Annotated in this window: 14 protein-coding genes; 4 read left to right on the top strand and 10 right to left on the bottom strand. The window is 55.5% G+C overall.

Annotation, left to right across the window (positions count from 1 at the left end):
- Positions 1 to 365 precede the first annotated feature (365 nt).
- Positions 366 to 827 carry a BLUF domain-containing protein gene (locus SD425_RS17940; protein WP_324671329.1) on the top strand — a complete coding sequence of 154 codons (462 nt, stop codon included), beginning with the start codon at positions 366 to 368 and terminating at the stop codon, positions 825 to 827.
- Positions 828 to 838: 11 nt separating this feature from the next.
- On the opposite strand, the gene SD425_RS17935 is transcribed toward SD425_RS17940, so the two are convergent.
- From SD425_RS17935 to pncA, 3 genes are all read right to left on the bottom strand, one after another.
- Complete coding sequence (locus SD425_RS17935; RefSeq protein ID WP_324671328.1) at positions 839 to 1,948, bottom strand: mechanosensitive ion channel family protein; 1,110 nt, start codon at positions 1,946 to 1,948, stop codon at positions 839 to 841.
- An 82-nt stretch (positions 1,949 to 2,030) separates the two neighbouring features.
- A complete protein-coding gene (locus SD425_RS17930; protein ID WP_324671327.1) occupies positions 2,031 to 2,564 on the bottom strand; it encodes a 2'-5' RNA ligase family protein in 534 nt (177 codons plus the stop codon).
- 23 nt (positions 2,565 to 2,587) lie between these two features.
- Positions 2,588 to 3,202, bottom strand: a complete 615-nt coding sequence (gene pncA / locus SD425_RS17925) for a bifunctional nicotinamidase/pyrazinamidase (RefSeq protein WP_324671326.1) — start codon at positions 3,200 to 3,202, stop codon at positions 2,588 to 2,590.
- Positions 3,203 to 3,672: 470 nt separating this feature from the next.
- On the opposite strand from pncA, the gene SD425_RS17920 reads away from it, so the two are divergent.
- Positions 3,673 to 4,533 (top strand): class I SAM-dependent methyltransferase, encoded by an 861-nt coding sequence (locus SD425_RS17920; RefSeq protein WP_324671325.1) that lies wholly within the window; start codon positions 3,673 to 3,675, stop codon positions 4,531 to 4,533.
- 136 nt (positions 4,534 to 4,669) lie between these two features.
- The gene (locus SD425_RS17915; RefSeq protein WP_416381004.1) at positions 4,670 to 5,791 is read left to right on the top strand and encodes a radical SAM protein; all 1,122 of its coding nucleotides are present in this window, start codon (positions 4,670 to 4,672) and stop codon (positions 5,789 to 5,791) included.
- Between the two features lie 47 nt (positions 5,792 to 5,838).
- On the opposite strand, the gene SD425_RS17910 is transcribed toward SD425_RS17915, so the two are convergent.
- The 3 genes from SD425_RS17910 to SD425_RS17900 are packed head-to-tail and all read right to left on the bottom strand — an operon-like array spanning position 5,839 to position 9,020.
- Positions 5,839 to 6,813 (bottom strand): hypothetical protein, encoded by a 975-nt coding sequence (locus SD425_RS17910; protein ID WP_324671324.1) that lies wholly within the window; start codon positions 6,811 to 6,813, stop codon positions 5,839 to 5,841.
- A gap of 18 nt (positions 6,814 to 6,831) precedes the next feature.
- On the bottom strand, positions 6,832 to 8,424 hold the full coding sequence (locus tag SD425_RS17905) for a hypothetical protein (RefSeq protein WP_324671323.1): 1,593 nt from the start codon (positions 8,422 to 8,424) through the stop codon (positions 6,832 to 6,834).
- Complete coding sequence (locus tag SD425_RS17900; protein ID WP_324671322.1) at positions 8,421 to 9,020, bottom strand: sigma-70 family RNA polymerase sigma factor; 600 nt, start codon at positions 9,018 to 9,020, stop codon at positions 8,421 to 8,423. Before SD425_RS17900 ends, SD425_RS17905 begins: the two co-directional genes overlap by 4 nt.
- A 195-nt stretch (positions 9,021 to 9,215) precedes the next feature.
- Here SD425_RS17900 and SD425_RS17895 point away from each other — a divergent pair, with 195 nt between their 5' ends.
- Positions 9,216 to 10,010: a PhzF family phenazine biosynthesis protein gene (locus SD425_RS17895; RefSeq protein WP_324671321.1), complete on the top strand. Its 795-nt coding sequence runs from the start codon at positions 9,216 to 9,218 to the stop codon at positions 10,008 to 10,010.
- Positions 10,011 to 10,072: 62 nt separating this feature from the next.
- On the opposite strand, the gene SD425_RS17890 is transcribed toward SD425_RS17895, so the two are convergent.
- The 4 genes from SD425_RS17890 to ruvC all read right to left on the bottom strand — a co-directional run bounded on the left by SD425_RS17890 (position 10,073) and on the right by ruvC (position 13,215).
- A complete protein-coding gene (locus tag SD425_RS17890; RefSeq protein WP_324671320.1) occupies positions 10,073 to 10,798 on the bottom strand; it encodes a hypothetical protein in 726 nt (241 codons plus the stop codon).
- Entirely contained in the window at positions 10,798 to 12,108 is a 1,311-nt protein-coding gene (locus SD425_RS17885) for a hypothetical protein (protein WP_324671319.1), read from the bottom strand. Before SD425_RS17885 ends, SD425_RS17890 begins: the two co-directional genes overlap by 1 nt.
- Before the next feature lie 159 nt (positions 12,109 to 12,267).
- Positions 12,268 to 12,483 carry a KTSC domain-containing protein gene (locus SD425_RS17880; protein ID WP_324671317.1) on the bottom strand — a complete coding sequence of 72 codons (216 nt, stop codon included), beginning with the start codon at positions 12,481 to 12,483 and terminating at the stop codon, positions 12,268 to 12,270.
- A 111-nt stretch (positions 12,484 to 12,594) separates the two neighbouring features.
- Entirely contained in the window at positions 12,595 to 13,215 is a 621-nt protein-coding gene (gene ruvC / locus SD425_RS17875) for a crossover junction endodeoxyribonuclease RuvC (RefSeq protein WP_416381003.1), read from the bottom strand.
- Positions 13,216 to 13,220 lie beyond the last annotated feature (5 nt).

The following is a 13,220-nucleotide window of genomic DNA, read 5'->3' as shown; positions in this document are numbered from 1 at the left end:
AGCAAAAGAGGAAATCTTGTTCGGAAAAGACGCACGCAAATTCCGGGCTCAATCCCTTGGGCGGGAGCGGGCACCGGAAGCTAGCACGCGGCCTTTCAACCTGCCAAACTACACTGCATTCTTCAATGTGAGCCTATCGGAAAGCAAGCTTTGTTGCGTGATTGCTAATTATCAGGCGGTTGTGTTATGATTTATCTCGGTTTTACGCACTTCTGCTGCGCATGGCTCATACAACCGGTAAAAAAATCTGCCTTGTTGCTCTTTCGCCTAAAGATTCTTTGCCTGAGAAAAACCAAACTCCTCTGTTTTGGGTACAGTCATTAGTATAGCGGTTTGTTCTGCGTGCGTTGCAGCTAGCCCTTCTTTTGCCCGCTTCTTATTCCAACATGACGGTACATCAGATTCTGTATACAAGCTTGGCAACGAGTGCTATGAGCGATGAACAGCTGAAAAGCATTTTGCTGAAAGCACGCGCGACTAACCACGACTTGCGGGTGACCGGTATTTTGCTTTACAGTGAAGGAATGATCTTGCAAGTGCTGGAAGGGCAAGAAGAAGCCGTACGGGAGTTGTACGAAAAGATCCGGCACGATCCTCGGCACACGGCCGTTGCTACGCTGGTCGACCAACCGGTAGAGCGCCGCGTGTTTCCGGACTGGAGTATGGGGTTTGTGCCAGTCAACGTATCCGAGTTTGTGTACATCGCGGGCTACGTCGACCCTACAAAACGCAATTTTCTGCTGCCGCGGGCCCACAACGCGTCGGGGGAGCTGCAGTCATTGCTCCAGCAGTTTGTGGCCGACCAAGAAGCAAAAGTGCGTACCTAGGTTGACTTTGCCTAGCCCTCGGCCGAGGCGACGTTGGCGAGCGTGAAGGGCTGGTCGGAAGCTTCTACTACAGAGCGGGTCTTGGGTAAGCTCTCGGGATAGTGCCGCTGAATGAAGGCTACCAATTTTTCGCGCACAATGCAGCGTAAATCAAAGGTGCGGCTGGAATCGGAAGCACTCACGAGCGCCCGCAGTTCCATAGTACGCTCCTTCGAGTCGGTGACTTGCAGCACGCACACGCGCCGGTCCCACAGCGGTTCTTGCTCCACAAGGCGCTTAAGCTCGGCCCGTACCTCTTCCACCGGCAGCGTGTAATCAGTGTACAAAAATACTGTACCGAGTAGCTGCGATGTGGTGCGGGTCCAGTTCTGGAAGGGCTTCTCAATGAAGTAGTTGAGCGGCAGAACCAAGCGACGTTCGTCCCAGATGCGCACTACCACGTAGGTCAGCGTGATTTCCTCCACCCGGCCCCATTCTCCTTCCACTACCAGCACATCATCCAAACGGATGGGTTGGGTGAAGGCAATCTGAAAGCCTGCAAGCAGGTTGCTTAATGAGCGTTGGGCCGCAAAACCGATGATTACGCTGGCAATACCCGCCGACGTCAGCAGGCCCGTACCAATGCGGCGCACCGTAGCAAAACTCATCAGAATGAGCCCGACGGCCAGAATGATAACCAGCGTAACGGCTAGCTTCTTAACGAACTGCAACTGCGTGAACAGCTTCCGTACCCGCAGGTTGTTGCCTTCCTGTACTTGGTAATGCTGCCGTACGAGGTCTTCTACCACGTCGATGGCACTGATTAGCACCCAGGCAAACGTGGCAATAAGAGTCGTTTCCACGAAACGGCGCAACACTTCAAAGGGCTTCGGCTCCAGCGGAACCAGCGGCAGCACGAAGGACACCACCAGCACTGGCAGGAAGAAAGCACTCGGGCGACTGAGGTGTCGGGCAAGCGAGTGGGTGGCCAAGGGCGCATCGGTGTGCCGGTTGTAGGCGCGCAGACTTGCAAACACGATCCACTTGATAATCAAGCCGCCGAGCACGCCGCTAGCGAGGGTGCCCGTCACATAAAGCGCTTGCTCAAGTGGCACGGGTAAGTCTAAAAGGTCAGGAAGCATAAGCAAACGGTAAGCTTGGTGTGTAGAAAACCCACTCGGACCTAGCTTATGAAGGTAGGCGCTAACGCTAGCCTAGGTCTGATTAGCGAGTAGGTTCGTCGGGGTCGGCAAACGCAAAGGTGCGGAGCCATTCCCAGGGGCCGCCGCGGTATGCCCAGAGCTGTAGGCCAGTGCCCACGGCCTCAAAGGGCTCGAATGCAGCGCTGAGCTGTTGGTGCAGCGTCCGGGCAACTTCCGGTTTTACTTTGTTCTGCACCGTCACGTGCGGTCGACGGCGCTGCTGGTCCTGAGGCGTGAGGTGGGGGAGCCACAGCGCTTGTAGCTCCCGGTGCAATGCTTCTAGTTCGGCGCTTTGCACCGAGTAGGCCACGCCTTGTCCCAGAAACTGCACGCCGGCTACGTGCAGTTGCAAGGCAGGCTGTACGCGACTACGCTCCGTAAGTTGCCGCGTGAGCTCGTCGAGGTGAGCACCGGGCAAGTGATGAAACAGCGTGAGGTGCGCATCTAGGTAGTTGCGGTTGGCAGGAAAATGCTGCCGGCGCAAGTCGTTGAAGAAGGCTGTAGCCTGCTCATCGAGAGCTAGGGTAAGAATCAGCGGAACGTTTGGGTCAAGCATAAAAGGGCAGGGCAAGGAAAAAGCTAGGTGCTAAGGAGAGAACTGCTTTGCACCACGTGGCCGCCCAGATGTTGCAGGTCTTCTTTAGCTTGCTGAAAGCCTTCCGGTGAAATTGGGCGACTGGCATCCTCAATCAGGAACGTCTCGAAGCCTTCTTGCACAGCGTCTTTGGCGGAGAAATACACGCAGTAGTCGCCGGCGAGGCCCGCCACATAAACTTGCGTTACACCTTTGCCGCGCAGGTAGTCCACGAGGCCGGTGGATTTCTGATGGCCATTGTCATAAAAGCCGCTGTAGCTATCAATCTCGGGGTTGGTGCCTTTGCGAAAAATGGCTTCGACGCGGCTGGTATCTAGGTCTTTGTGTAGCTCGGCGCCTGGGGTGCCTTGCACGCAGTGGTCGGGCCACAGCACTTGCTCCAAGCCGTGCAACTCTATTTTATTAAACACCTGCTGACCTTCGTGGTTGGAAGCAAAGCTCTTGTGCGCCTGCGGGTGCCAGTCTTGGGTGGCTACCACGAGGTCGAAGCTAGGTTGCAGTTGATTAAGAAGGGGAATAATCTGGTCTCCTTCGGGCACGGCTAAGGCGCCGCCGGGTACAAAGTCGTTCTGAACGTCGATGAGTAAAAGGGCTTTCATGAAAGCAAGAGTAGAATTAAGACGAACCTAGGTCCTAGCGAGACTATTGGTCGCCAAAATATGGCAATTGGTTGATAATCGGTTTACGGCACAGCCCATCTGTAGGACACTATGCGGGACCTAAAATCTTTCAGCGAGCCTCTACGTGCGTTGATATTTCGGGTTTTCATGCGTGCCTACAGCCACTAAGTGAAGACATCATTTGGTCACATGTAGGCAGCTGTTTTCAGACTTTCTTAACGAATAGAACAAATTGAATAACACATAAATTGCTGTTTATAAGGTATTTGAATGTTTGAAATGGGCTTCTAATTGCTTAAACTAGGTTCTATTAAGGAGCGATACGCCTACCCACAAGCCCTTCCGCGTTGAGACGGCACTCAGGCAGGCTGAGAAGCTTTGAGCTGAAAGGCATGTGGGCATTCCTTTTTGTGCCGATCTAATTCAGTGTACCAAACCTATCTACGTTTATGGAAGCACAACTCACGCAAATTCGGGAGCAGCAAAAGACAACTTGGAATAAGTTTTCGGCAGGTTGGCGGAAGTGGGACAACTTCACTACGAACTGGATGCGGCCGGTAGGTGAGGAAATGATCGGTGCTTTGCAGCTTAAAGACACCGACATTGTGCTAGACGTAGCGGCCGGCACCGGCGAGCCGGGGTTAACTATCGCTACCATCGTCAAGAACGGCAAAGTAATCATCACAGACCTAGCTGAAAGTATGCTCGACGTGGCTCGCGACAAAGCCATTGCCGCTGGGGTAAGCAACTACGAAACAGCAGTATGCGACGTGTGTGAGCTGCCGTTTGACGATGAAACCTTTGACGCAGTGAGCTGCCGGTTTGGGTTCATGTTTTTTCCTGATATGCTGATGGCAGCCAAGGAAATGGTGCGCGTGCTCAAGCCGGGCGGCCGCATTGCCACCGCCGTGTGGGCTAGCCCCGACAAAAATCCGTGGGTTACGACTATCATGAGCGCTATCAACAAGAACCTAGCAGTACCCACTCCACCGCCTGGCGCGCCGGGGATGTTTCGGTGTGGGAGTCCTGGTTTACTAGCTGATTTGTTTAAGCAAGCCGGCGTGCAGGCTGTTGCTGAAAAAGAAGTTACCGGCAAGATGAACTGCGGTAGCAACGACATGTACTGGAGCTTGATGACGGAGGTAGCCGCGCCAGTAGTAGCTGCTATGAGTAACGCCGATGATGCCGTGAAAGAAAAAATACGGGAGGAAGTATTTGCCTTGATTGATCAACTATACCCCGACAAAAAGGCTGCTATCGACTTTGGCGCTATCGTAGTTTCCGGGAAGAAAGAACAGTCTACCACGTAGAGGGTCTGATAAAGTTAGTTTTAAGCGCTTGATAATGAGGAGGAATAAATAGCATAAAATCCGGTCAAACCCGTGCAAAAAGGACCTATTCAGGCGCTTGATGTGTTACCTATACACAGCTGAAAAACGCCTCCAGATGCTCCAGACTTCCCTTTTTGAAGAGTTGCCCGTTCTTACTCCTAGCCCGGCCGTAGCCCCAGCACCGCAGCCCCTGACGCATTCCGCACGGATGTGGCTGCCCAAGCGCGTGCTGTTTACGCCCGATGCGTTGACCGAGGAATTTGGCCAGCAGATGTACGAGCGGATTACGGCCCAAGGCTTGCCGGTGGAGGTGCTCAAGAGCAACCGCATCACAGGTTTGCGCGGCGCCGACGAGCGCGAGACCTACCGTAACGCCAAGAACACCCTTGCCTTGGTGAAAGCGCCACCGAGCAACTTCCGCCTGCAGCCCACGCCACCTTCCGCCGACTGGCAGATGAACCTAGCCGAGGGCTGCCCTGCGCACTGCCAGTACTGCTACCTAGCGGGTAGCTTGCAGGGTCCGCCCGTAGTGCGAGCCTACGCCAACTTGCCTGAGCTACTGCGCAATACTGCTCAGTATGAGCAGCCAGGCCGCGTCACGAGCTTCGAAGTGAGCTGCTACACCGACGTACTCGGCATTGAGCACCTGACGGGCAGCTTGGAAGAGTGCATTCGTTACTATGGTACTCGCGAAGGCGCGCAACTGCGCTTTGTGAGCAAGTACAACCAGGTGGATTCGCTGCTCGACCTACCGCACAACGGCCGCACTCGCGCACGACTCAGCTTGAACGCGGAGCAGATTGCCCGGCGTATGGAAGGCGGTACAGCTTCGGTAGAAGCGCGTTTGCAAGCCCTTCGTAAGCTAGCATTGCCGCGTGAGTTGGGCGGGGGCGGGTACCCCGTTGGCATTATCCTGGCGCCCATTATGCAGATCCCGAACTGGCGGGAGCACTACCTAGCTTTGCTTGACCGCATTGCCGAGGTGATGGATTTTCCGTGTGATCTGACGGTGGAGTTCATTACGCACCGTTTTACGCCGGGCTCCAAGGACGTGCTGATGGAATGGTATCCTAACACCAGCCTCGACTTCGATGAAGCTAAGCGCGCCGTGAAGCGTAATAAGTTCGGGGGCACCAAGTTCGTGTACCAGCCCGAAGACATGCGCTCCATGAAGCAGTTCTTCTACGAAGAATGGCAGCGGCGCTTTCCGAACGCTCCCATTCAGTACTGGACCTAGGTTTTATCTTAACGCAAAAAGCCGCTTTGACAGAGCGGCTTTTTGCGTTAAAGTGCCTGAATAGCCGCTACGGCCGCGGCCTCGCTCACGGAGGACATGCTCGGGCTAAACACGTGGTTGGCGCCAACCTGAGCGGTTTGCTGACCTAGGTAATACGTGTCATTCACGTTGCGCAATACGACTACCGTGGCTTGCAAACCTTGCGGGATATTGGGCGCTGCAAACATATTGTCGGTCTGCGGATAAGCGCGCACCACGGAGTTCAGGGCTTTGAAAACCAGAAACACCATGGTGTTGGTGCCTTGTACGTTTTCGCCCGCTACCGATATGCTCACGGTGGTTTGGGGAGTGCGCGTAATGATGCGGCCACAGTTGACCCAGCCTAGGCTATCATTGTTGAGCCGGATGCGGTAGGCACGCGGCTGACCGGGCACGCTATCTTGGCTTACCCCCGAAACGATATCCGTATTGGATTGGGGCAGCCAGTTAAAGAGCGTCTTAATCGTGGTGCCGTAGAACAGCTGTAGGTTAGAAGTGCCGCTGGAAAGCCGCGTATTCTGAAAAGATAGCCGCAAATGTGTCGCCGGAGCTAGGTGGAGAACTGTGGTGCCCTGTTTGGCTTTTAAGTAAAATTGCCCCGCCGACTCCAGCAGTTGCTCACCCGCCGTGGTGGGCATAGCGCTAAGCACCATATCCGACTTGCTGGTGATTTCCCGAAACTCGACGCTTATGGGAGTCGTGTTGGGGCGCATACCGCTGGGCAGCAGAAACGCATTGGCGGGGAACGTAAGCCGGTTGCCTTGTACCGTTTTAAACTGAAAACTATCGGAAGCTGCCGTGAGGGTGAAGAGCTGCTTCGGCACCCCGTGCACCGCTACAAACGTACCCAAGGTATTCTGCTCCGTAAGTCGCGAGCCCACGACTAACAGGTCAGAATCTTTCTTGCAAGCGGTGAGCAGCATGGCGGCTGCCACGAATGAGCGCCAACGTACGTACTGCTTCATGAGAGTAGAAAAAGGCAAGACGAATAGGGTGGGAGCTTACCGCAGATCAAACGACACACCGGTGCGCATACCTGCCGAAAGCAAGTGGCGAGCCGAACGAGTTTGATCTTGAGCAAGTGGGGTTAGGAGGTAATTAAAGGTCGGTTGTAAATGCAGGTTCCAGCGCTCAGCCAAGTGGTAGCGGATGCTGGTGCCCGCCATAAGGCCTAGGCTGGCCAAGCGGAAAGGACTGTTGCCAGACTGCCACTTGTCTTGTTCGCAACCGCAGCCACCTGCTTGCGTGGTGCTTCCACCCATGTACAGGTTGGCCGAAGCCCCAAGCATCAGGCCGTAGCCGAAGCGCCCAGCGGTGCCCAGCTCATACTGCACCTGTAGCGGCACCGATACAAAGCGATAAACGTCGCGGTGACGCACGCGCTGTTCGGCTTCGGTGTCGCCGCTGGCAACTGAATCAGGAACGTACAAGGTATTGAAATTACCGTTGGCGTACTGAAGTACAGGGCGTTGAAAGCTAGCATACACCACCACGGGCTGCTTCACAGTGAGGTCGAGGCGGGTGGCGTACTCGGTGTAACCTAGGCCCGTAAGTACCGTCAAACGCGGCGTAAGAGCATACGTTAAACCTAGCTCCGCCGAATAGCTTTCAGCAGGTCGCTCCAATTTCTCGACGGCGCTGGTGAGCGAATCAGTGCCCGGCCGGCCTAGGTAGCGGTACGATAGCGCGGGGCCGGCTAGTAGCTGCACGGCTAAGCGGGGCTTCATGCTACTCGGCGGGGGTGGTGTAGGAGTAGGGAGTGGTACCGCCGTCACGAGAGGTGCGGGCATTGCCGGTAAGGCCAAAGGCACCGCCAGTGTCTGAAGCAGCGCCAAATCTAGCTTCGGAGCAATCGTTGTCGTATTTCCTATTGGTGCTGCACGCGTAAGGGCTGCTGAAGCTGCCTGAATAGGTTCGTCCGATGCGGTAGTCGATGGCGTCTGACTAGCATCGATCAACGTGGTATGCTGCTGTAAGGCTAGGCCCGGAGAGCTTATTGGCTTCGCAGGATTATTAGCAGCTGCCTGGCCGGATTTGAATGTTGCCAATGCACCACTTCGCGTAGCTGATCGGAGTGCCCGCGCCGTTTTCTGCTTTTGTACAGCAACTAGGTCTTGATTACTTGAAGGAACCGTTTGCTGTTCAAAACGGGGTTGTGAACCGTTATGGGGCGCCGACGAGCTAGCTTCAGCTTGTGTTGTCCTAGCTGTGGTCTCGCCCGATATGACCGCCAGATCTGCGGAAGGCGTAGCGGCGGCTGTGGGCACATGGCTCGGCAGTACAGTCGATGAGCGCGGCGCTTTGGGTACGCGCGTAATCGTTGCCGATGAGCCTTGCGAGGTAGGGGCTGAGTCCTGGGTGAACCACCTGATCTGATAGTAGCGCGCTACTAATACACCACTGATGAGTAAGAAAAGCAAACTGGCTATCAGTGTTCTACGCCGGGTACGGCGCTGCGCTCGCAGAGCAGGAGCGGGATTGGCGGGCACCCGTTGCCGAATGGTAGCCCACACCTCTTCCGAGGGCTGGCTGCCGTAGTCGGCCAGCTTGCGCCGCAGCTCTTCGTAGAGTTCGTCGGAGTTAGGGTCTATCATTTCAGTTCAAACTTGTCATTAGCCAAGAGTCGTTCTTCCAGCAACCGTCGGGCCCGCGAAAGCTGCGATTTGGAAGTGCCCTCTGATATACCGAGGAGCTCTCCAATTTCAGCGTGGGTGTAGCCTTCAATGGCGTAGAGGTTGAGCACGGTGCGGTAGCCGAGGGGTAAGGAGTGTAGAAGACGCAACACGTCTTCAGCGGCCAGCTGATCCAGGGACGAGCCCTCCGTATCGGGTACTTCCAGGGCTTCTTCGCACTCTACTTGCAGGCCACGCTGCCGGGATTGATGGTAGATAGTCAGGGCGGTATTAACGGCGACGCGCCGGGCCCAGGCCTCAAAGGGGCCCTGCCCCCGGTATTGGTCGAGGTGGGTAAAAAGCTTCACGAAAGTATTTTGCAACGCATCTTCCGCCTCGGCCCGCGAGGGGCAATAGCGCAGACACACCCCCATGAGCCGGTAAGCCAGCGCGTCGTAGAGGGCGCGTTGGGCCGCCGGCTCACCCCGTCGGCAACCTTCCAGAATAGCGTCGAGTGCTGGCGGCATCAGGCAACGGAAGCGGCGGAAGTTGAGGTTAGGAGCAAAAGCCTTCCGCACCCATGACCAAGCTAAGCTGGGAGGGGTTGCGCCGGGCCGCAAATAATTATTTCGCTTCGCAACGAATATAAGCAGAATGCCTTTGTGACGCCGTCCGTACTTTCGAGCCGTCCGTGCGACCGGTGCTCCCGTGGACTTTGTTTTCGTACCCTGACGTTGTACCCACCACGTTTTTCATTCTATTTAGCCTAACTTATGCTTCTCCCACTTTATCAGGTAGATGCCTTTACTGACCAGGTTTTTGCTGGCAATCCGGCGGCCGTGTGCCCCCTCACCGAGTGGCTACCAGCCGACATGATGCAGGCCATTGCCGCCGAAAACAACCTGGCTGAAACGGCCTTCTTCGTACCGCGCGGCGGAAATGAGTACGACTTGCGATGGTTTACGCCCGCCGTTGAAGTTGAGCTGTGTGGCCACGCCACACTGGCCTCGGCGCATGTGCTGCTGCGGCACCTCAATTTCAAAGGAGAAGAAATCGTATTTCACTCGAAAAGCGGCCCCTTGCGCGTGCGACAAGCCAATGGCCGGTTAACATTGGACTTCCCAAGCCGGCCACCTAAGCCGCTCGTGGAGCACCCTGAAGGTTTGCTCGATGGCCTAGGTGCCACGCCGGTGGCCATTCTGGCCGGCCCCGATTTGGTGGCGGTTTTTAACACTGAAGAGGAAGTGCGCGCCATTCAGCCCAACCAGCTGCACCTGGCGAAGGTAGAATACCGGGCCGTGATTGTGACGGCGCCCGGCAGCAACGGCGTCGACTTTGTGTCGCGCTTTTTCGGTCCGCGCGTGGGTGTGCCCGAGGACCCCGTAACGGGTTCTGCGCATACTACGCTCATTCCTTACTGGGCCGAGCGACTCGGCAAAACGGAATTGTACGCCCGCCAGGTTTCGCCCCGGGGCGGTGACCTATGGTGCGAGCTTCGCGGCGACCGAGTGCTCATCAGTGGCCACGCCGTGACGTACCTGAAGGGGGAAATTGAGTTGAATCATTAGTCGACAAAAAAGCTAGCCTCTCCCGCAGAAGAGGCTAGCTTTTTTGTGCTACATAGCAAGAATCAGTGTAGGGCGACGCCGACTTTCACCCCGCCCGGAAAATACCAGCCCCGGTGTGCGTAGTCGGAGCGGCCAGAGCGGTACCGGCTTTCCGCGCTAGCGCTGGTGCTGCTGCTCTGTCGCAGTCCCACGCCGGCGTACAAATCCAAGGAGACGCGCCCCGGCAACAAGGGCGCCTGGTAGCCCACCTGCACGCTGGCACCATAGCGGTTGATGGTAGCGGTGTGCTGCTTCAGGCCAAATTCGTAGTACGTGAGGCCGGATTTCTGTACTTCCTGCCACTGCCGCTTGTCGTAAACGATTTGGAAGATCTGGAGGTGAGGTCCGTAGCTCACATAGAAACCCGTGGGGTACGGCGCTCTTTGGGAGTCCTTCAGGTAGAAACGATGCTGGCCCTGCAGCCCGAACCCACGTACTCTTTCGTTTTCCCGCGGTACGTCTACCTGAGGCCAGTAAACGTAGGGGTAGGACCTAGGCCCATTGGGGTGCCCGAGGGTACCTAGGTAAAGTTGGGGAGTGAGGGTGAAGCTTTGTCGCGGGTGTTGTTGGCGCTGCTGCTCCACTTCTACCCAGTAGCCGCTCATCACTAAGTGCTGAGGTACTACTTTGACAATGAGCGAATTGCTGGGAGCTAAGGTTTGGCTTTTTGCCAGCAAGCTTGCGCTCAGCAACACGGGCAACAGCCGTGCACCCCGACGTGCCGCGACCTGTAGTTGGCTGCTAATCATTAGTCGGCTGCGATAGAGAGCTTGCTCAGCTTCTGAAGTTCGGTGCCGGTGTAGCTGTATTGGTAAAGGCCATCGGCGCCGATAGCCATCAAGATGCCCTGATCAGGAATCACATCCACCACCTTAACCGAGAACTGCTGCTTTTGGGTAAGCACGGGCGCCTTGCTAGTATCGAACACCTTCAGTCCATCAGCGTCGCACACAAACAGCAGGTTGTTATCGACTCCTAGGCCTTGGGGGCCAGTCATGGGGTAGGTACGGGCGATTTGCGGCTTGCTCAGGTTTGTGATGTCAATTACCTGCAGCTCATTGATGGCAGCCCCACCACAAGCCCGGCCGCTGCGCAGCGTGACGTATGCGAAATTGCCGTCGACTACGACTGGGTCGCAGCTCATAAAGTGCTGGATATAAGAAAGCTGCTTAGGTGCCTGAGGCGTGGCTACGTCAAAAATGTACATGCCGCGCTGGCTACCCAGGAACAGGTAATGGTCTTTGGGATAGATCGTTTCAACGCCAAACGACAAAGGTACTTTCGTTCCCGGCGTTGGATTAGCAGGGTTCGTCAGATCAAACAAACGCAGGCTGTTATTGTCAACGGTGTAGAGCGTTTGCCCAAGTACGGCAAACCTGGCGAGCGAACCAGCTTTGCCCGTCGCGTTGGGCGCCGAGTTGTAAGCTGCGCCAGCAGTTGAGCTTAAGGTAAATATATTCCGGGAATCGAACATCCAGATAGGGCCAGAAGTCGGTGCCGGGGAGGTATTCTTAATTTTTTGCCAGCCCACGACGATGGTATTTGTTGGCCGGTTGTACTCTGCGCAAGCTAGATTGAGGCTGTAATCGGTGGGCATGGGCAACTCCCGGAAGGCGTCGCGCACGCGGCTAACTACTTGGACGGCCTGTGGGTTGCTGATGTCGATGGTAACCAGATCCGGACCGTTGTCGACGTAGAGCAAGTTGCCCTTCACGGCCATATCAACGTTGCCCGGCACGCGTAGAAAGCCGATGGGCTTCGGGTTCTTCGGGTCTTGGTTGTCAATGAGGTGAATACCTTCGTAACGCTCATTGATAAACAGGTACTTACCTAGCAGGTAGATCTTGCCTGTGTTGTGCATGGCGCGGGCAGGCAGCGCTGCCACCGATTGCTCGAGCGTCGTGCGCGACACCAGCAGCGGGCAGTAGCTGTACTCGCCGTAGAAAGAACTCTGAACAAAGGGAGGGCTAGGAATAGGGTCAGATTTTTCCGACTCGGCACAGGCCGCCAGGCTCAAGCACAAGGCCCAGCCAAATAGATACGTAATAACTCTTTTCATACAACAGCTAGCATAAAGTGGATGCAGGGAGCTTACCATTCGCGAAGCGAGAGGCAAGTCTTTATTCCAGAGCCTACTGGTAGCAGGAAAGTTGCATGCTGGTCAGCGAATATTTCTTGTTCTTTAAACGTACCGAGCTAGGCGTCCGTCACCGTTCTGCTACCGGACTTGCTCACGTGCGTAGTTGTTTTTTTCCAGCACTTGCTCCACGAAGAGCGCCTTGCCCGGTAGCGCTAGCAAGGCATGGTACACCTCCTCGCTCACACCAGTGTAGCGCACAAGCCGGCGGTTTCGGTACTCTATTTCTAGTATTTGAGCGGCTGTATCGTAGCCAACAGCTTTGAGGGAAGTAGAACGGACTAATTGGCGTTGCATAAAAAGCTGGGCAAAAATTGATCAAAACATGAGCTAGGCAATTGTTTGACCAAAGTTGTACTTTTTATGGGTCGTAGTAAATTACTGCTGACCTTGCGGCCTGCTTGCGTCTTACTTAGCCTTCGTTGGCTTTTTCGTGGTTGTGCCGCCAACCATCCGGTCCGGGTTGTCGGCCAGGAATTTACCCCAGCTTTTGCCACCCGCTTTTAGGTTGTTGCCCTTTTGGTAATGGTGGCACATGGCCACGGCTAGCGCATCGGTAGCATCCAGAAACTTCGGCGCGTCTTCGATAGGAGGGAGTTTCAGCGTTTGGCGCAGCATGTGCGCAACTTGCTCTTTGCTGGCCGCTCCTGACCCCGTTACTGACTGCTTAACTTTGGTGGGCGCGTACTCCACATACGGTATCTGCCGCGACAAGCAAGCCGCAATAGCCACGCCCTGCGCTCGACCTAGCTTAAGCATGCTTTGCACGTTGGTGCCATAGAAAGGCGCTTCGATGGCTAGCTCATCGGGCAAGAACTCCTCAATCAGCTCGATCATCCGGTCGAAGATCTTCTTTAGCTTTACGGCGTGATTTGTGCCCAACGACTTCATATTGATGACATCGTAGCGCAACACTTCTACCTTTGAGCCGGTGACTTCGATAATAGCGTAGCCCATCACCTGAGTGCCGGGGTCGACACCCATAATGAGTTTCGGAAGGTCAAGCGAAGAGGTGGGATACACAGCCATTTACT

The organism is Hymenobacter sp. GOD-10R, from assembly GCF_035609205.1.
Lineage (GTDB): Bacteria > Bacteroidota > Bacteroidia > Cytophagales > Hymenobacteraceae > Hymenobacter.
This window is presented reverse-complemented; position numbering and strand designations above follow the sequence as displayed.